General features: G+C 59.7%; 21 protein-coding genes, 2 tRNA genes and 1 pseudogene. 17 read left to right on the top strand and 7 right to left on the bottom strand.

The window, feature by feature from the left end; genetic code table 11:
- Positions 1 to 227 precede the first annotated feature (227 nt).
- Positions 228 to 1,214 (bottom strand): DUF5996 family protein, encoded by a 987-nt coding sequence (locus tag ACZ5IL_RS08665; protein ID WP_464596349.1) that lies wholly within the window; start codon positions 1,212 to 1,214, stop codon positions 228 to 230.
- The gene (locus ACZ5IL_RS08660; protein WP_464596348.1) at positions 1,211 to 1,837 is read right to left on the bottom strand and encodes a glutathione S-transferase family protein; all 627 of its coding nucleotides are present in this window, start codon (positions 1,835 to 1,837) and stop codon (positions 1,211 to 1,213) included. The genes ACZ5IL_RS08665 and ACZ5IL_RS08660 overlap by 4 nt, the downstream gene beginning before the upstream one ends.
- Before the next feature lie 367 nt (positions 1,838 to 2,204).
- On the opposite strand from ACZ5IL_RS08660, the gene ACZ5IL_RS08655 reads away from it, so the two are divergent.
- The 5 genes and pseudogenes from ACZ5IL_RS08655 (at position 2,205) to ACZ5IL_RS08635 (ending at position 6,375) form a co-directional block, all read left to right on the top strand.
- Complete coding sequence (locus ACZ5IL_RS08655) at positions 2,205 to 3,443, top strand: FAD-dependent oxidoreductase (RefSeq protein ID WP_464596347.1); 1,239 nt, start codon at positions 2,205 to 2,207, stop codon at positions 3,441 to 3,443.
- 537 nt (positions 3,444 to 3,980) lie between these two features.
- Entirely contained in the window at positions 3,981 to 4,574 is a 594-nt protein-coding gene (locus tag ACZ5IL_RS08650; RefSeq protein WP_464596346.1) for a DUF6088 family protein, read from the top strand.
- Complete coding sequence (locus tag ACZ5IL_RS08645) at positions 4,567 to 5,586, top strand: nucleotidyl transferase AbiEii/AbiGii toxin family protein (protein WP_464596345.1); 1,020 nt, start codon at positions 4,567 to 4,569, stop codon at positions 5,584 to 5,586. Before ACZ5IL_RS08650 ends, ACZ5IL_RS08645 begins: the two co-directional genes overlap by 8 nt.
- Before the next feature lie 15 nt (positions 5,587 to 5,601).
- Positions 5,602 to 6,072 (top strand): annotated as a pseudogene (locus tag ACZ5IL_RS08640) (AbiJ-NTD4 domain-containing protein); the annotation flags it as partial.
- A gap of 174 nt (positions 6,073 to 6,246) precedes the next feature.
- Positions 6,247 to 6,375 (top strand): hypothetical protein, encoded by a 129-nt coding sequence (locus tag ACZ5IL_RS08635; protein ID WP_464596343.1) that lies wholly within the window; start codon positions 6,247 to 6,249, stop codon positions 6,373 to 6,375.
- A 25-nt stretch (positions 6,376 to 6,400) separates the two neighbouring features.
- Here the strand turns inward: ACZ5IL_RS08635 and ACZ5IL_RS08630 are convergent, their stop codons facing one another.
- Positions 6,401 to 6,535, bottom strand: coding sequence for a hypothetical protein (locus ACZ5IL_RS08630; protein WP_464596342.1), 135 nt, complete (start codon positions 6,533 to 6,535; stop codon positions 6,401 to 6,403).
- 225 nt (positions 6,536 to 6,760) lie between these two features.
- Between ACZ5IL_RS08630 and ACZ5IL_RS08625 the strand changes: the two genes are divergently transcribed.
- Positions 6,761 to 7,126 (top strand): hypothetical protein, encoded by a 366-nt coding sequence (locus ACZ5IL_RS08625; RefSeq protein ID WP_464596340.1) that lies wholly within the window; start codon positions 6,761 to 6,763, stop codon positions 7,124 to 7,126.
- 112 nt (positions 7,127 to 7,238) lie between these two features.
- On the opposite strand, the gene ACZ5IL_RS08620 is transcribed toward ACZ5IL_RS08625, so the two are convergent.
- Positions 7,239 to 7,316, bottom strand: a tRNA-Arg gene (locus tag ACZ5IL_RS08620).
- 377 nt (positions 7,317 to 7,693) lie between these two features.
- On the opposite strand from ACZ5IL_RS08620, the gene ACZ5IL_RS08615 reads away from it, so the two are divergent.
- Genes ACZ5IL_RS08615 through ACZ5IL_RS08605 form a run of 3 tightly spaced genes read left to right on the top strand, consistent with a single transcriptional unit; the run spans position 7,694 to position 9,994 of the window.
- Entirely contained in the window at positions 7,694 to 7,942 is a 249-nt protein-coding gene (locus tag ACZ5IL_RS08615) for a DUF3489 domain-containing protein (protein WP_464596339.1), read from the top strand.
- On the top strand, positions 7,935 to 8,402 hold the full coding sequence (locus ACZ5IL_RS08610; RefSeq protein WP_464596337.1) for a DUF2924 domain-containing protein: 468 nt from the start codon (positions 7,935 to 7,937) through the stop codon (positions 8,400 to 8,402). Before ACZ5IL_RS08615 ends, ACZ5IL_RS08610 begins: the two co-directional genes overlap by 8 nt.
- Positions 8,399 to 9,994 (top strand): recombinase family protein, encoded by a 1,596-nt coding sequence (locus tag ACZ5IL_RS08605; RefSeq protein WP_464596335.1) that lies wholly within the window; start codon positions 8,399 to 8,401, stop codon positions 9,992 to 9,994. The genes ACZ5IL_RS08610 and ACZ5IL_RS08605 overlap by 4 nt, the downstream gene beginning before the upstream one ends.
- Positions 9,995 to 10,344: 350 nt before the next feature.
- On the opposite strand, the gene ACZ5IL_RS08600 is transcribed toward ACZ5IL_RS08605, so the two are convergent.
- A tRNA-Lys gene (locus ACZ5IL_RS08600) sits at positions 10,345 to 10,437 on the bottom strand.
- A 115-nt stretch (positions 10,438 to 10,552) separates the two neighbouring features.
- On the opposite strand from ACZ5IL_RS08600, the gene ACZ5IL_RS08595 reads away from it, so the two are divergent.
- Positions 10,553 to 10,822: an Arm DNA-binding domain-containing protein gene (locus tag ACZ5IL_RS08595; RefSeq protein ID WP_464596333.1), complete on the top strand. Its 270-nt coding sequence runs from the start codon at positions 10,553 to 10,555 to the stop codon at positions 10,820 to 10,822.
- Here ACZ5IL_RS08595 and ACZ5IL_RS08590 read toward each other — a convergent pair.
- Positions 10,724 to 10,936 (bottom strand): hypothetical protein, encoded by a 213-nt coding sequence (locus tag ACZ5IL_RS08590; RefSeq protein WP_464596996.1) that lies wholly within the window; start codon positions 10,934 to 10,936, stop codon positions 10,724 to 10,726. The two genes, ACZ5IL_RS08595 and ACZ5IL_RS08590, sit on opposite strands and share 99 nt — an antisense overlap.
- Positions 10,937 to 11,044: 108 nt before the next feature.
- On the opposite strand from ACZ5IL_RS08590, the gene ACZ5IL_RS08585 reads away from it, so the two are divergent.
- The 7 genes from ACZ5IL_RS08585 (at position 11,045) to ACZ5IL_RS08555 (ending at position 15,948) form a co-directional block, all read left to right on the top strand.
- Positions 11,045 to 11,449 (top strand): hypothetical protein, encoded by a 405-nt coding sequence (locus ACZ5IL_RS08585; protein ID WP_464596331.1) that lies wholly within the window; start codon positions 11,045 to 11,047, stop codon positions 11,447 to 11,449.
- 188 nt (positions 11,450 to 11,637) lie between these two features.
- Complete coding sequence (locus tag ACZ5IL_RS08580) at positions 11,638 to 12,156, top strand: P-loop nucleotide/nucleoside kinase family protein (protein ID WP_464596329.1); 519 nt, start codon at positions 11,638 to 11,640, stop codon at positions 12,154 to 12,156.
- 291 nt (positions 12,157 to 12,447) lie between these two features.
- Positions 12,448 to 12,876 (top strand): anthrone oxygenase family protein, encoded by a 429-nt coding sequence (locus ACZ5IL_RS08575; protein ID WP_464596869.1) that lies wholly within the window; start codon positions 12,448 to 12,450, stop codon positions 12,874 to 12,876.
- Between the two features lie 1,358 nt (positions 12,877 to 14,234).
- Positions 14,235 to 14,417 (top strand): helix-turn-helix transcriptional regulator, encoded by a 183-nt coding sequence (locus ACZ5IL_RS08570; RefSeq protein WP_464596328.1) that lies wholly within the window; start codon positions 14,235 to 14,237, stop codon positions 14,415 to 14,417.
- Between the two features lie 276 nt (positions 14,418 to 14,693).
- A complete protein-coding gene (locus tag ACZ5IL_RS08565; protein WP_464596326.1) occupies positions 14,694 to 14,903 on the top strand; it encodes a hypothetical protein in 210 nt (69 codons plus the stop codon).
- A gap of 5 nt (positions 14,904 to 14,908) precedes the next feature.
- Complete coding sequence (locus ACZ5IL_RS08560; protein WP_464596325.1) at positions 14,909 to 15,085, top strand: hypothetical protein; 177 nt, start codon at positions 14,909 to 14,911, stop codon at positions 15,083 to 15,085.
- Positions 15,086 to 15,102: 17 nt separating this feature from the next.
- Positions 15,103 to 15,948 carry a hypothetical protein gene (locus ACZ5IL_RS08555; RefSeq protein WP_464596323.1) on the top strand — a complete coding sequence of 282 codons (846 nt, stop codon included), beginning with the start codon at positions 15,103 to 15,105 and terminating at the stop codon, positions 15,946 to 15,948.
- A gap of 75 nt (positions 15,949 to 16,023) precedes the next feature.
- Here ACZ5IL_RS08555 and ACZ5IL_RS08550 read toward each other — a convergent pair whose 3' ends face one another.
- On the bottom strand, positions 16,024 to 16,287 hold the full coding sequence (locus ACZ5IL_RS08550) for a hypothetical protein (protein WP_464596322.1): 264 nt from the start codon (positions 16,285 to 16,287) through the stop codon (positions 16,024 to 16,026).
- Positions 16,288 to 17,049 lie beyond the last annotated feature (762 nt).

Genomic DNA, 17,049 nt, shown 5'->3' with positions numbered 1-17,049 from the left:
CCGCAATTTGCGCGACAAATTGACGGATCTGCCACCGAGCGCGATCCCTGCGGACTGGGTGGTGGACGATGCATGGCTCGAACTGGTTGCCCACCACGCAGTCTGCCGAACCAGTCTCTGGTTTCAGGGAGCTAGCCCCTTCTCTGTGGCAGATTCAGCTAAAAATCGGCTCCGAGGATAAGGCGTTCAAGGACGAAACTGGAAAGTCAGCAAGCGCAAATTGGGTTTCAACGCTGAGTTTTGGAGATCGGCGATGGATCGTGATGCGCTTCGGAATGACCAGTGGGAATCCGTGGGATGCCCAAGTCGCATTCGAGCGCCTGCCGGTCCCACTTAGCCAGGTCAGCGGCCGCTTCGTACGTCGATTGCAGGAAGCTCGTGAGCTCCTCCTGAGGATCGGCACTGGTCCGCACCGCCTCATAAGGCAACAAGAACTCTCCAAGCTTCTGGTCGAAGCGGGCCGCCGCCGGCTTGACGCAACGATCGGCGAAGCCCCCGGGCGCCGGATAGGCGTAGGAGTAGAACATCGCCTCATCCACCCCGCCGCCGCCAGGCCAGAACCCGGCCGAGGATACTTCGTGGCTATAGGCTTCCTGCGTAATCGAATCGGGAAGCGCGGGAATCCCCCCGGGATGGAGCGGCGCTTTGCGGCCCGAGAACCGTGTCACAGCCAGATCGAACGAGCCCCAGAACAAGTGCACCGGCGAGACCTTGCCAAGATACCCGGTGCGGAATCGTGCAAACACGCGATCGATCTGCACCAGCGCCCGATGGAATCGCTCGACCGCCTTACGATCGTAGGGCCGCAATGCGGTGTCCTGCGCGAACGGTTTCGCATCGGGAATCTCGTTCGGAGCGCCATGAATGTTCATCCGCCCGCCAAGCCGTTCGACCAGCGTGGTCGTCCGGCTCAGGAAGTCGGCCACACGCATTGCCTCCAGCGGAAAGCTCTCGCGCGTATCGGCCGTTTCGCCGATCAGCGCATGACCGTGGAAATCAAAGGTCAAGGTGATGGCCGACTTGCCGTCGGGCACCATTCCCGTCGTCAGACCGCGCGGCGTCACATAGAGCGTGGCGTGCCAGGAGTGATTGACCCAGGGTGTGTGCGCGAGCCGGTACTTGCCGACGATCTGCGTCCACAGATGGAGCGCGGAGCATGTTTCGGCCCAATCGCCATAATGCAAAACCGGCCAGCCCGTTTCTTCCTCGCTCATCCGATCGGTTCCATGGCTTGCCGCGCAAGCGCTTGTTTTACCCCCTCGTCCGCTTCCATATGCGCGCGGTACGCTTTCAGCGCCGGATAATCGCCGATTGACAGCGGCGTCTTCTCGATCCAGCGCGTCAGCACATAGAGAAAGGTGTCGGCGAAGGAGCGCTGGCCGAGATACCATTTGCCGCCATTCCCGCTCAGAACGCCATTCAACCGCCCGTAGTGACCGACGAGTTTCTCATAGGTCTTGCGCTTAACCTCATCCTGAGCCGCCGCGCTCTCGGCAAACTTTGGAGTGTTGAAGTGGCCTCCATAAGCCGCATGGACTTCCGAACTCATGTAGGCCAGCGCTTCGGCTTCCTTGCGGCCAAGCCGGCTACTGGGCGCATAGCCCTCCTTACCATAGGTGGCGCCGAGCCAAGCGAGGATCGCCGTCGCCTCGGTCAGCACGTCCCCGTCTTCGAAGCGTAGCGCCGGCACCTGCCCCCGAGGATTGATGGCGAGATAATATTCCTTTTTCTGGTCGCCATAGGGAATGTTGTGGATTGCGACCGGGGCGTCGAGCCACGCGACGGCGATGTTCGGCGAAAGCGAGCAAGTGCCAGGCATCGTGTAGAGGGTCGGCATCTGATATCCTCCATCAGTGCTTGGGTTCTGGCTGCGCGGGCCACGCCGGTCGATCGTATACGAGAGCCAAGAATCCCGACGAAGCCATTACTCTACGGTTACGCTAAACGCCGTACTCTACGGTTACGCTAAACGCCGTTCGAAATTCCAACGACAGCTTGCCCCTTAAGTTAACCACCGCATCCATGTGAAAGAAAGGCGATCACAGGTGGCAAGGTGGCAAATGAGACGGATAGCGTTTGGTTCGCAATACGGACCATCTGCCTACCGGCTTTGCTCTGTCCACATCAAGAACTTGAATCATACTCCCCCGCGTGCAGACCCCTTTTCAACCGATTTTCAAAACTGCCTTTAGGAGGTGCAGGGAATGACCCATCGAACCTGCTGCGTTGTCGGCGCCGGCCCAGCCGGCTTGATGTTGGGTCTGCTACTTGCGCGCGCGGGCGTCGAGGTGGCCGTTCTCGAAAAGCACAGCGATTTCCTGCGCGACTTTCGCGGCGATACGGTTCATCCCTCCACCCTCGAAGTGATGCACGAACTCGGACTTCTTGAGGGGCTCCTGAAGCTGCCGCACACGCAAGCGCCGAGACTGCACGCCGAGATCGACGGCAAGGACATCACCATCGCGAACTTCTCACGCCTGCCGACGAGGTGTCGTTTCATCGCTTTCATGCCGCAATGGGATTTTCTCGACTATGTCGCGCGGCAGGCGTCCAGATTTGCGAATTTCCGGCTGATCATGCAGGCGGCGGTGACAGAGCTTATCGAGGAAGACGGCCGGATCGTCGGAGTCCGGGCCGCTACGCCGAACGGCGAGTTGGACATCAGGACAGCGTTGGTCGTCGGGGCCGACGGACGCAATTCGATCGTGCGGGAAAAGGCAGGCATCGAGATCGAACGCTTCGGAAGCCCGCGCGACGTGCTGTGGATGAAGCTCTCACACTGGCCCGATGATCCACCCTTCGTCATGGGACATGGCGGACCGCGGCAAGGCTTCGTCATGATCGACCGTGGCGACTATTGGCAATGCGGCTACGTTGTTCGGAAGGGGTCGTTCAATGACGTGAAGGCCGTGGGGCTGGATGCATTCCGTGCAGCCGTCGCTGCGATCTCACCGTTGCCGCCCGAACGTATGGACGAGGTGAGGTCGTGGGATGATGTTCATGTGCTTAGCATACGCATTGACCGCCTGACTCGCTGGTGGCGGCCGGGCCTTCTCTGCATTGGTGACGCCGCCCATGCGATGTCGCCGATCGGTGGCTTCGGCGTAAACCTTGCGATTCAGGATGCAGTCGCAGCCGCAAACATTCTCGCCGCGCCGCTACGCACCGCCAGACTGGCGGACAAACATCTAGCGGCGGTCGAGGCGCGGCGGTCTTTCCCGACGAAAGCGACGCAGAAAGTGCAACTGATGATGCAGCGCGCCCGCAGCAGACGTGAAGCAGCGGGCGGAGAACAAAACGGGCCGCCCTCCTTCATGCGGCGCATCGCGCGCTGGCCTATTCTTGCTCATCTCGCGGGCCGCCTGATAGGGCTGGGTTTCAGGACCGAACATGTGCAGGAGCGAGCGCCAAATGTGCGGACTCGTGAAGGCGCGACCGCATAATGACCCACTGAAAATGCGTTAAAGCGGTATATCGGAAAGATTTTAGTCGCCGGTGATACGAAGATGGGACCTCTCTCCACACCGGACTAGCTATTGGGCTTCTTCGCGGCGATCAGCGTGCCCGGCAGAGAAGTACTGTTCGTGGTTTGGTATCGCGGCCAATACCGCCTCGTGTTCTCGTGCGATGAGAGTGACCCAGAGTACTTTGCTTCACATCCGGATGCGAAGTTCCGCCTGAAGCTGCACCGATTGCGCCTGCCTAGCGCCGACTCCTTCGGTTCAAGATCACCACGCGGATCGGAATCTAAGTGGACCGTCGCTCATTACCGACCTCCAATGTCAGATATATTTAATAAAGATACGACATTGTCAAATCGGCGAGCGCATCTCAAACGCGAAGCCCCGCCGGTTGGCCGCCGAGATACGACTTGGTCGCAGAGGAATGCCTTCCCTCCGGAGAGAGTCCGATTAGGTCGACGCCGCAGGCGAGATTGAAAACTGTCAGAAAACTGCGTATATTTCTGACAGGAGATTGCCGTGCAACGACTGACCGAACAGATTCTGGCGCATACCGAGGGCTTGCCCGAGGGCGCTCCGATCGCGGCGAAGAGCCTGCTCCATCTCGGCAATCGCGCCGCGGTGGACCAGGCCTTGTCGCGACTGGTTGAACGTGGCCAGCTGATGCGTGCCGGGCGCGGCGTCTATCTGCGCCCGGTTTCGAGTCGGTTTGGCGTTCGGGCACCATCCGTCGAGAAGGCCGTCGAAGCCCTCGCGCTCCAGCGGGGTGAGGTCATCGTGTCGAACGGTGCAGCCGCCGCCAATGCGCTCGGCCTCACGACCCAGGTGCCGGTCCGGTCGGTCTATCTGACATCGGGCCGTAGCCGGACGATGAATCTGGGCCAGCAGGTCGTCGAGCTGCGGCATGCGCCGCGCTGGCAGTTGGCGCTGGCCGATCGGCCCGCCGGACAGGCGGTGCGTGCGCTCGCCTGGCTGGGGCCGGAAAAGGCAGAAGCCGCGTTGAAGACGTTGAAGCGCAAGCTGCCGTCTTCCACCTTCGGCGAACTCGTCGTGGCCGCGCCCCAGCTACCGAGTTGGCTCGCCAGGACGGTGGGCAAGGTCGCGCATGGCTGAGGCGTTCCTCACATTGTCGGCGGACGATCGGCGCGAGGCATTAGCTGTCGCTGCCGATCGATCCGGGCGACCGCACCATCTGCTGGAGAAGGATGTGTGGGTCGTCTGGACCCTCGCAACGCTGTTCGGGTCCAATCTTGGCGAGCATCTCGTGTTCAAGGGCGGCACGTCGCTGTCGAAGGCCTATCACGTCATCCGGCGATTTTCCGAAGACGTGGATCTCACCTACGACATCCGCGCCGTCGCCCCCGACCTGGTGGGCGAGAACGGCGAAGCCCTGCCGAAAAACCGCAGCGAGGAAAAGCGATGGTCGAAGGCCGTCCGGCACCGCCTGCCCGAGTGGGTCAGCGGAACGGTCCTGCCCCTTCTTGCCCGCGCGATCAAAGCGCAATCGCTCCCCGCAGCGCTCCGCGTCGAAGACGACAAGCTGTTCGTCGACTATGAGGCGACCTCGGCTGGGTCGGGCTATGTGGCTCCGAGCGTGATGCTGGAGTTCGGCGCCCGCTCCACCGGCGAGCCGGCAAGCCCGCGCGATGTCGTCTGCGACGCGGCCGGGTTGATCGAAGGTGTTGAATTTCCAACGGCGCATCCGCGCGTGATGCACGCCGAGCGGACCTTCTGGGAGAAGGCGACGGCGATGCACGTCTTCTGCTTGCAGGAACGGCTTCGTAGCGAACGCTTCGCCCGCCACTGGCACGACGTTGTTCGACTGGACGATGCGGGGATCGCCACCGCCGCGATGTCCGATCGCGATCTCGCCAACGTCGTTGCTCGCCACAAGAGCATGTTCTTCTCCGAGAAGACGGCCGATGGCGAGGTCATCGACTACGAAGCCGCCGTCGATGGGAAACTGCAGCTCGCGCCGGGTGGTGACGCACGCACGGCATTGGCCACGGACTATGCGCGCATGGTCGAAGACGGACTGCTGATCGAAGATGCCGAGCCGTTCGAGGCGCTAATCGAGCGATGTGCAGACATAGCAGAGCGGGCAAACCGCGCGGCAAAGGGATGATATTGGGGGAAACGGGTGTCTACCTATTTTACGGATCGTGAATACGGAACACGGCCCCAAACAATCGATGTCATCGATGAGCGCTTGTGGGCCGGCCTCTACAGCTTGATCCAGACGGGAATTGGCAACGGCTCATTTGGCCTGCGCTTTCCGGAACAGTGCCCTGACGGGAATGGTCCGTGCGGGTGTGACGAGCAGGCCTTCCGCCAGGTGCTGGGCGCGGAGGTGCCGTGGATCGAATGGCCGCTCTCCCCGAGCAACGTGCCCGACACGCCGGTGACCCTCGATCTGCTCGAGTTCTGCGCCAGCGCAGTGGGTGAGCCGATTCAGGGGGCCTATCATTCCTACTACCGTCACCATCACTTGAGTTGGGATCGAGACGCCGGCCTTGCGCGATTTGTGGCGGACGTGAACCTCCTGTTCCGCCGAAACGCTGTCGCCTATGAGCTCACAGCGACAGGGGAAGCCCGCCGCCTTCTTCCGCAGGGATCGCCAAGGGAACAAGCCGTGGCGGGTGACCTCTCGGGATTCTGCACGGGATGAGCCACGCCCGAATGAGCCAGGAGCCAGAGCAGGTCGCTGGGCTGGGCGTGCCTGCCCCAGAGGGCTTTTCGAAACGACCTCGTATCGAACTGTCCACGCTTTTGGAAACGCCGCGTTATGTCTGAGCCCGTCGAGGTGCCCACGATGACGGGAGACGAATGGAAGGAGCACTGCCGCAAAGCGTTGGCAGCGATGAAGGGCTTTACGGCGCCATTCGGCTCCGCGATCTCCTACGAAGCCCGATGATCTCCCGCGCCTATCAGGCACAGGCTCAATCGTCGAACTGTTCGGCCGTCGTTTCATCCTTACGAACGAGCATGTCCTGATCGACGAGAAAACCGGTCTGGAACGGCCGAATTTGGCTTACGGACTCCCTTGCACCGACTCCGTTTTTCGAATGAATCACGGTTTTCTGTCCGCGCCGTTCCCGATCGATTGTGCAATTTGTCCCCTGCCCGATACGGTATGGGAGACGAGACAGACTGCGGCGTCGATTCCGGAGCGCGTGATCACTTGGGCGCACGTTCCCGTGGCCCGAGAGATCTTGTTCTTCCGTGGATATGCGCAGGAGGACTCGCATTTCCATTTCGAGCATTTGCTGAGCGGGTCCACGTCATACGCAACTCAAGCAATGGAACAGGCGCCGATCGGTCTGAACGAGCGGTTCTTCTTCGCGCTTCATCATACGCCGGAAAAAGCGGAGATGCTTGACGGTGTCGGCCATGGCTTCCGACGGATGAGACAGTTGTTCGATGAAGTGATCGAAGCTCTCTGGCCCATCCATACGATTTTCCGGTCTAGGAGTTCTTGCCGCGCCGCCTCACGCGACGCCATGATTGTGAATTCCGAGCAGGTCAATCCCACCCTTCGCCAGATCAGCGCACAGCTGAAGGGTACGGTTCGAATCGTATCGCCAGGGATTGAACTGACCATCTACCAACCTGCCGATCTGCCGGGAAAGACCATCATCATGGCCTTTATGACCGTGCCGCTTTAAGGTAGAAATCGTCTACCCAAATGGTTGGCCACGCGTTGTTGACAGCCAGAGTGGTTTAGTTCGGAGGGATTCGCGCTACGCCTTCCAAGGCCAACTCTACAAAGAGAGCTGACGCGCCCGAAGATATTCGAACTCCTGACCCCCAGATTCGGATTCTGGTGTCGCTCCAGAACTTCACATCCACCACCGCACCGATCCCAGAAGCGAGTAACGAGATCCCGGCAGCTTTCAAGATCTGTGCCATCCCCGCATCGTTACTGTCGAGATTCTTCCAGAAAGGACTGGCATTTGTGGGCGAAGCGAGCATTGCTGTGGCGTGAGATGACCCTTGGATCGGCCCCGCAGCGCAACATCGCTGACGGGGCCTCGGGTGGTGCGACGCTGATGTCGCATCATTTTGGAGGGTCTATGCAGAAGTCATCCCGCAATCGGAAGCCACAATCGAACCGCCGCCGACGCGGTAAGGCCCTCACCACAACGAAGGCAGCAAGGACAGCACCTCGTCCTGTGAGAGAGCCGACGAAACGACGTTCAACGCTTCCTTCAAGCCCGGCTCCAGCGGGCGGCGTGGTCAGCGTAGTTGCTGAAGCGAACAAACGGGCGAACAAGCAAACCAACCTGCTCGATCTTCTGAGGCGCCCGGCTGGTGCAACCATTGCGGCGCTCGTGGAAGTGTCAGGCTGGCAGCAGCATTCGGTGCGCGGATTCTTGGCCGGCGTGGTTCGCAAGAAGCTCGGGCTCGAGTTGGTCTCAGAGTTGAAGCAGATCAGCGCATCTACCGCGTCATCGCAGCGAAGCAGGCCTGACGATGGCTAAGGCCGCGAAGAACGAGCTCGCGGGCCGTCGCGATCTCGGTGGTCAGCGACCGCAGTCTGGTGGTCGTCGGTCAAGCTGGTCCGCGCTGGCGCATCTTCCGAAGCATCTCCAGACAGCCATTGTAAGCTATCGGCGACAGGCAGATCAGTCGGGCGATCTCGATCCGGCGATACGCCAGTTCCTTGATCGTATTGTCGACAAGGAGACACCCGAATCCATCATGGCCAAGCTCGTCGCCTTCGACCGGGGCCAGGTCGAGTTGAAGGCCGGCACTATCTTGTCCAGGGAATGGAACGGCACCAACCATCGGGCGATCGTCGTTGAGGATGGCTTCCTGTGGGAGGGGACACGGTACGACAGCCTCTCGGCGATCGCCTTCGCCATCACCGGTACCCGCTGGAGCGGGCCCCGCTTCTTTGGCCTGCGGGATAGCACGGTCGGTGGGGAGGATGAGCCGTGAGGGCGGGAAAAGCGTTGGCCCGAGAGCTCGTCCGGTGCGCGATCTATACCCGGGTCTCGACCGACAATGGCCTCGACCAGGAGTTCAACTCGCTGGATGCCCAGTATGAGGCTTCCAGTGCCTATATCAAAAGCCAGGCCCATGCCGGTTGGGTGCAGGTCAAGACCCGCTATGACGATGGCGGCTTCTCCGGCGGATCAACCGACCGGCCGGCACTTCAAAACCTGCTGGAGGATATCCGGGCCCGCAAGATCGATGTCATTGTGGTCTACAAGGTCGATCGTCTGACCCGCTCGCTCGTCGACTTCGCCAAACTGGTCGAGCTGTTCGATGCCCATCGGGTGTCGTTTGTCTCGGTCACCCAACAGTTCAATACCACAACGTCCATGGGACGCCTGACCCTCAACGTTCTCTTGTCCTTTGCTCAGTTCGAACGGGAGGTCACCTCGGAGCGTATCCGGGACAAGGTTGCGGCCTCCAAGAAGAAGGGCATCTGGGTCGGAGGTCCCCTCCCCCTCGGCTACGTCATGGAGAACGGTAAGGTGGCCGTCGTCCCGGAAGAAGCCGAACGGGTTCGTCACATCTTTGGCCGCTATCTCGACCTTGGCAGTGTCCGTGCCTTGATGCGCGACCTTAACGACTGCAACATCGTCAGCAGGCGGCGCGTTCTCAAGACCGGAACAATTCGGGGCGGTGTTGCGTTCGGCTGTGGAGCCTTATTCCATCTGCTGCGCAATCGCTTCTACATTGGCGAGGTCAACTATAAGGGCCAGATCTATCCGGGCGAGCAGCCCCCGATCCTGGATCGCGACCTGTTCGAGCGCGTCCAGACGATGCTCACGGACCAGCGGAGTCATCAGACCAGAACCCGGACCTCCTTCAGCCATCTCCTGACCGGTCTGATGTTTGACGACGCCGGCCATCGCATGGCGCCGACCCGGGCCCAGAAGAAAGGTCGGCACTACAGCTACTATGTCTCGCGGCCACTGCTGTTCGGGAATGCAGCGACCGCCGCAGTTGGTTCAGTCTCTCGAATCCCTGCCCATGATGTCGACGACCAGGTCCGCAAGGTTGTCCTGGAGCCGCGAAACAAAAGCACGAACCCGATCGACAACACCTACGCCTCCTTGCTGATCGAACGGATCGAGGTTCAGCAAACCCGCCTCGTCGTGCAGCTGAAGCAGGATCCGGACAATCACGCCGACGAAGACCACTCCACCATCGTCATCCCCTGGACCAAGCCACCCTCTAAACGAGCACGGTCCATCCTGCGCCCGACCTCCGCAAAACGTCCGCTCCGCCCGATGAAGCTGGAGCGACGCGCCACGCTGGTCGCAGCAATCTCCCGCGGCCAGCGCTGGCTTGATGAACTCATCACCGATTCAGCGACAGATGCCAAAGCGATCGCGACGCGCGAGCGATGCAGCCTGCGCTACGTCAACATGACACTGTCGTTGGCCTTCCTCTCTCCCGCACTCACCAAGGCTGCCGTCGAAGGCCGGTTGCCACGCGGCATCGGACTCGAACAACTTCGCGGGCTCCCGCTTGAATGGGATCGTCAGCTCGAAGCGCTCGCTCTCGATCCAATCTGACCAGCAACACCGTCGGTATTGCATTTCCAAGTCGCAGCGGCGGCGTTTCTAGCGTTTCCCGAAAGCGCGATTCAAGACCAACATTGTCCAAACTCTTCATAGAGTAGCATGACGCCGGCTATGTCCCGTTGAACCGATTGGTTGCAGCGGGCCGAACTGGCTGCCTCACCCAGTCAGCGAACCGGTCTCTGCCGCTCCGCCAGGAACGGGAATTTTCGATGCAGAGACGAGGCGCCCTTTGGCGATATATTTGACGCTAGAGACGCGCGCAGAGACTAGACGCATCGCCAAAACCCCGCAATTTACGGGACAAATTGAGGGATATGCCACGGAGTCCGTTTCCTACGAACTGCGATGTAGGGCTCGAACCTACGACCCGCTGATTAAGAGTCAGCTGCGACAACGAAACTATCCGTCACTTTCCATTTCTCATCCGCCGCATTTTTTCATTTGTAATCAATATATTATCAGGTAAGTTAGGGCTCGTTAGTAACGCAGCCACACCGTACCCTATCGCCAATTTCCCGTACCCCTGCCCGTACCCCGAAAGCAAATCAGGTGCCCGAAAAACTCACTGCCAAGCACGTGATAAATGCGGCTCCGCGAGACCGGCGATACGAGATCGCCGACAGTCTCCAGCCCGGTTTGCGGCTGGTTGTTCAGTCATCCGGCGCAAAGAGCTGGGCTTACAGATACGAGCGCGAAGACAGGAAGGGCGTAAAAGTCACCCTAGGCCGAGCGGCCGGACCCGGTGCGCTCACCTTGCAGCAAGCACGCGATGCAGAACGACGCGCGGCGTTTACGCTCAACGGGTGGCGATCCGGCTGACCAGCGAAGGCCGAACGGCAGACTGAAGCGGCGCGGATTGAAGCTGAGGAACGCGAAGCACGCCGGAGGGACGATACTGTCGAGAACGTGCTCGGCCGCTACTTTGTGGATCACGCTGACCATCTAAAGTCAGGGAGCGAGATAAGGCGGGTTCTCACTCGGGAGCTAAAGGGATGGGCCAGGCGACGGATCGATGACATAGGTCGCGGCGACGCTATTCGGTTGCTCGACGCGGTGAAGGCGCGCGCGCCAGTGCAGTCGAAACGCTTACGTGCTTATGAGCGGCACTTCTTTGGCTGGTGTATGCGCCGAGAGCTTTGCGCCGGGAATCCGTTTGAGGGGACGGAGGCTATTAAAGAGCTGCCGCGCGACCGCATCCTTGATGATGACGAACTGCGGTTGTTGTCGATGGCGGTCACGCGGCTTGATTGGCCCTGGCGGCAATTCTTCACGTTAGCCCTGATGACCGGGCAACGCCGCGAAGAATGTGCCGGCATGCGTTGGTCAGAGATCAACCTTCAAACCGACAACCCGATATATATTGATTCTAAAGGCTTTTCTGGCCTGAATTTCGTCGGAATGGCCTCCGATGAAATTCCGACAAAAGTCCCCCGCCTGGCTGGATGAAAGACTCGACTCGCCAGTGAGCCTTGAGATCCCACGCCGGGACCTCTGGATGGAGCGGGTGCCGGCTGGGATGCCGCTCTGCGAGTTGGTGCGCGTTTTTGGGGCTGGTTGGGTGAGGCCGGTGAGGATTAGCTTTATCGACGCCTTCGCGATTGCCTCGGCTTTCTCGGACGGGCAATGCTGGTAACATGTCGGTCTTGATCTCATTCTCCGGCCTGCCGGGCGTCGGCAAAACGACCGTGGCACGCGCCTTGGCTGGGGAAATCAGCGCCGTTTACGTACGCGTTGACTCGATCGAGGCAGCTCTGAAGAACAGTAGCTTGCAAATTCATCCGGCCGAAGATTCTGGATATCTCGCGGCAATGGCGGTCGCGCAAGATAATCTAGTCAACGGGCTCGACGTCGTTGCGGACACGGTCAACCCGATTGATGTGACGAGAAATTGGTGGGCACAAGCCGCCTTAGCCAGCAATGCGCGGTTGCTAAACGTCGAGATTATTTGCTCGGATCAGGCCGAGCATAAACGCCGGATAGAACAACGTCGTAGCGATATCGCTGGGCTTGATCTGCCGGATTGGAACAGCGTTCAGCGTCGCGAGTACGAAGTATGGTCAGAGGCTCGTGTGGCCTTGGATTCGAGCAAGATGTCTGTAAACGGCTGTGTTAGACGGATCGTTGAAGCAATAGCGACACTGGAATGCGACTGATGACGGCAATAGATGCCATGCAGGAGACAAGATGAAATTCGGTATATCGTTGATCGTGCTCTTCGCGCTTTGTGGACCGGTCGTTGCGCAGGTGAGCGATTGCCAGTCAATACAAAAGGCGAAAGATCGCCTGGCTTGCTATGATAGGGCCTCACCGCCGGTAAGTCGGAGCAAGTCGTCCACCAAGCACAACACCGATATACCCCAAGATGGGCAAGACGATCTTCTTGGGGTTGAAAACTCGCGGGTCGGTAAAAAGATAGGTAGTATCTGTAGAGGATGCTGATCTCCATGCTTGCCGGTCAGATGGCTCTCATTCTTGCCGCCGCCTTTTCGGGGGCAGCCTTCTACATCAATTTCGCTGAGCATCCCGCGCGTTTGGCGCTGGACGACGAAAATCTGCTTAAGCAATGGAAGCCCAGCTATGCCGCCGGCTACACCATGCAAGCAAGCTTGGCTGCCAGTTCAGCGGCGCTCGGTTTGCTTGCGGCGTGGATCACATGGGACTGGCGATGGATCGTTGGCGCGGTGCTCATATTCGCCAACTGGCCCTATACCCTCCTTGGCATCATGCCGACAAATAACAGACTGAAGGCTATCGCAGAGATCGACGCGGGTCCGACATCGCGAGCCATACTCGTGTCGTGGGGACGACTGCATGCTGTCAGAACCGTACTCGGCTTCGCTGCGACTCTCGCTTACCTGTGGGCTCTTAATTGAAGGCTGCCCTCTCCGGAAGGGATCGCAGCGGCTACGCCACCGACTTGCGCGAACCGGCCCAGTGGTCGCGCGCTATTAAGGGCGCGGATGGGCCAAGTGGCAGATCGTCATCACCGCCATGGCCGTAGGAGCGTCGGTAGTCGCCGCAGGCACGGTGTTCGCGAAGTTGGCCGGAGTCGTGAGGTCGACGTGCCTACCAACCGCTACTCAACCGCAACCCCGACCACATGGCAGGCATCCGTTGATCTAGATCAACAAGGAGCCTTTGCGCGTTCAGTCCTCTTGAGTTGGGCTCTGTCAACCCGGTCAGGTTGGCATAGAGCGGCCCGCGCGGTTCTCAGGAGGCTCGACGATGACACGGCAGCTCTTCTTCGCGATCACGATCTTGGCTACCGGCGCGCTCCTCAACTCACCATCAGGCGCGAACCAGAGGCAGTGTCAGGAAAGGGGAATACATTGCATAGTAAAATGCGACGACCCGACGGGAGGCGCTGGCGACTTGGGAGGCCATCAGAACAAATGTTTGCAATACTGCAGCCGGCAGTTGGATCGATGTATGACACGCAATGCGACGATCCCGCGCTAATGCAGCCTATGTTCTCGAACGCGGGTTGAGGAACGAATGCTCGCACGGCGAAGGATTGAAGCCGATCAAGATCGGAAGCAGCGCGGATCGAAGGCGATTGAAAGCGAAGCGTTTTTTCAGCCGAACGCGCGATGCGGAGCGACCGGACCATGCCCGCAGCCATGATCCGCGACCACGCGGTGACGGTCGTGCGTAGCCTTCATCAACCTGAACGCATCTGAATATAATTCCCTTAAACGTGCGATTGAGAGATAATTATTCTATTATTGCGATGCACAAAGGTAAAAGGACTTCCAGACGGGGGGTGGGGGTGCGGATGACGGACAACCCCGGCATATCGCTAGATATAAATTTCTAAACTTAGGTTGTTGTTTTTAACATTGGGCCTTGGTGCCGGTGGTCGGTGCGCTCAAGAGCGACCGAAATGGTCCCGTGCTCCGGTCACCATCAGCGCAACATGCGGCAATCGAGTCACTCCCCAAAGGCCACCGCATGCGCGAACTTTTCCCGCTTGATTTCCGCGTTCGCCCAATCTCTCACCGCGCGACCAGCGCTTGCTGAACGCGCGGCACGCCGTGCCGCAAACGACAATGCAAAGCGGCGTCGCCGCAAGAGCGCTTAGGGGATATCGGAACGGCCCCGACACGATCCGAAAGGTTCGATAGTTTCGCACTCACTTGCTGGCCACCTCAACAGCAAGTTTGTGAACCCAACCGGATGGCAGTTTCCTTGTTCCTGCCATCCGGGGACGGGCTCGAAAGGATCGAACCTCATGGCTAAACTCTCACAGCACCGCGCAGCCGAGCGCATCGGATGCGCCGATTCAACGTTGCGTTCTTATGTCAAACGCGGGATTGCGCCGCCGCATATCACTCTGCTTGGCGTCCGCTACTTCGATACCGAATCGCTAGATGCCTGGATCGCTGCCCGGACGTTTTCGGAGGGCGCACAATGACCCTCACCGAAGCCGATCAGATGCGACGCGTAGCAGAGCTAAACGCCGCATCGCCGAAGCTAACCACCGTGCAGCTGCCTGCCGCGCCGCCGAACGCCGCGCCGAAGTAGTACCAATGCTGAACGATACGCGACTGAAGCTGAGCAGCGTGCCTCCGAAGCCGAGCAACACGCAAACGCTTCTGGCGCGATCGTTACGCGACCGTCTCAGCCGAAGCCCACCCTCGCGCCAGCACCTATGCCGGCCAAGCGGCTCACCTCAAAGGAAATCCCGGTCATGACTGCAAACCAGAAAATTCTGTTTCAGTCGGTCGCGACGACCACCGCCCGGCTCGCATCCGCAAGGCAATCTCTTGAGGATGCAAGACTCCTCGCGCGCACCTGCATGGCCGGCGATGGGCCTGTCGTGTTTGCCCTGCACGTCGAGGCTGGAGCGTTCCATGCCTGGCTCAAAGCGAGCGACGCTTTCCAAGCCTGCCGGGACTAACGACCATGACCCGCAAGAACACTATCCGCGAAGTAAAGCTTGCATCGCAAGCTTATGCCGCGTCTCTGCGCCGCTTGACCACTGCCCAGGCGCTTCACTCGCCCGACACGCTGGAACTCTCGGCTGCGGAGTTTATCGCCCACACTAATCATCAACGCGCCCTCGCGGCGCTCAACACCTGACAGACAGAAGACAAACTATGGGTATCCTCGAAAAATTCTTCCCCGCCAAGACCGCCATCACGTCGGCAACCATCAAGGCGGAAATCGATTACAGCGAGTCTGAAATCATCCGGCTCAACGCAGAGATCAGTCCGAAGCTTGCGGCCATCGCCACGATGACTGACGCTGAGCACGTTAAGGCGGAAGCTGATATCGCCGTCACCAAGCGCGCAATCGATCGGCTCGACCAGCGCATTACTCACCTGCTGTCAGAACTCCCCGCCGTGCTCGCTGCGGAAGAAGCGGCCGCAAAAGCAACCGCCGACGCCGCGTTGATCGAGCGCACCAACGAGTGCCGGAAGGCGAACGAAAAGGAAGCCGCGAAGCTTTTGGCCGCCTATGACGAGCACGCCAACGCGATCGGCGAAATCATCGCCAAGCTGAAAGCGATGGACGCTGAACGCGAGGCTATCAACAAAGAGCTGCGCACCAACGCCGTCTGCGAGCCGGTGCGAAGCTACGTAGACATTCACCGCACCACCCCCGGCACCGAAGGCACGGAACAGCGCGCGAAGGTGCCGTGTTGGGTCTACCGCTTCCCCGGTAGTCCCGCCGACACGGAGAAGACGAAGTATCAGTATGAAGCACCGCGCGAGGACGTGCGGCGCGCGGCCATTGGTTCAGATGGCGAGCCGGTCCGGGGTGCTACTGAGATTCATAATCACTACGGTCGTGAGATCATCATCACGCCGACGTTGGAGAAGCGCGAAATGCTAGTTTCCCGAACCCGAGCCAAGCCCCCTCGTTACGAGGACCCGCTTAACGGTGTGAGGTTGCCACCCGGTTTCGCCAAAAACGGAAAGTGGCACTGGCCCCGCCAGTGAGGTCGCTTGAGGCACCCCGTCGAAAATCGGCGGGGTGCAGGAGGTCTTTGCCCTCGTCTAGCACACCGCCGAGAATCAAGCCGCCGATCGGATCGCGGGGACACCCGCTTTCAGTTCGAGTGTGGCAATCGTTGCCCTGAGATTGTCGCGTCTCGTCCGCAGTGAACGCGTCAGCGGCGGGTACTTGATGTCGTTGGGATCGAAAACGAGCGTTCTCTTCTCTTCCGCCAGAATGTCGCAATCGAGTTGTCGGGCCGTCCCGTCGAGGTCGCTAATCAACGAGGCTACCTTGGCATCGTCGGAAATGCCGTCCGTCTTAGAACCGAAGCTTTGTGCCATTTGAGTACTCCTGACTGCACCGCTTTGATGCAACTCGAAGGCCCAACCCGGGCCTTGAGCACGACTTGGCAAGAAGGCTGCCAACTCAATGATCGACGGCTGCCATCAGGTCATGTGCGGTTTCTTTCCGTGCGGCGGAACAGAAGCGCGCACGCGCTGGGTCACGCCGAGTCGGCTGCTATTAGGGCGATGTCGGATTCCGCCGCCAGCCCGCGCTCAAGATGGACGGGTGGCGAACCCTCCGACTCTTCGCAATGCTATCACGCGCGGTTGTGGTGCTGATGGCTAGCCTCGTGTATTTCACGAACGGGCGAAGCGGCCATGCGATATCTCAAGGGCACGAGCAGCATGCTGCGGTTCACTTTCACAGATAAGCTTGAGCCCTGGGCACACGGTCAAAGCCGCCGGCCTGTGGCGCGAACTGAAGCTGCCCAGCTCGGTCCGATCTCCTAGCAATGAGGGGCATACGAAAGCTCGCTTGAACCTTTATCGAGTTCGAGCGCCTCATCATTGCTGGGGAAGTTTTGAGGACCAGTAACCAGACAGCGCCGCCGGCGTTGTGCGTTTTGGGTTGGAAAACATCCACTGTTCAAGCCAAAGCAGGCGCCCGTCCAAGCCGCTAATGTGCGGGCAAGGCCGGTGCGAGCCGGGTATGAGGGGCTGAACCTAATATGCTCATCCGCGAAAAACCCAGTGACCCTTAAAAATGATTCGCGGTTTGTCAATTTTCGGTACACAATGTTGCACTATCCTTTTCGTATG

The organism is Nitrobacter sp. CN101, assembly GCF_055390255.1.
This window is presented reverse-complemented; position numbering and strand designations above follow the sequence as displayed.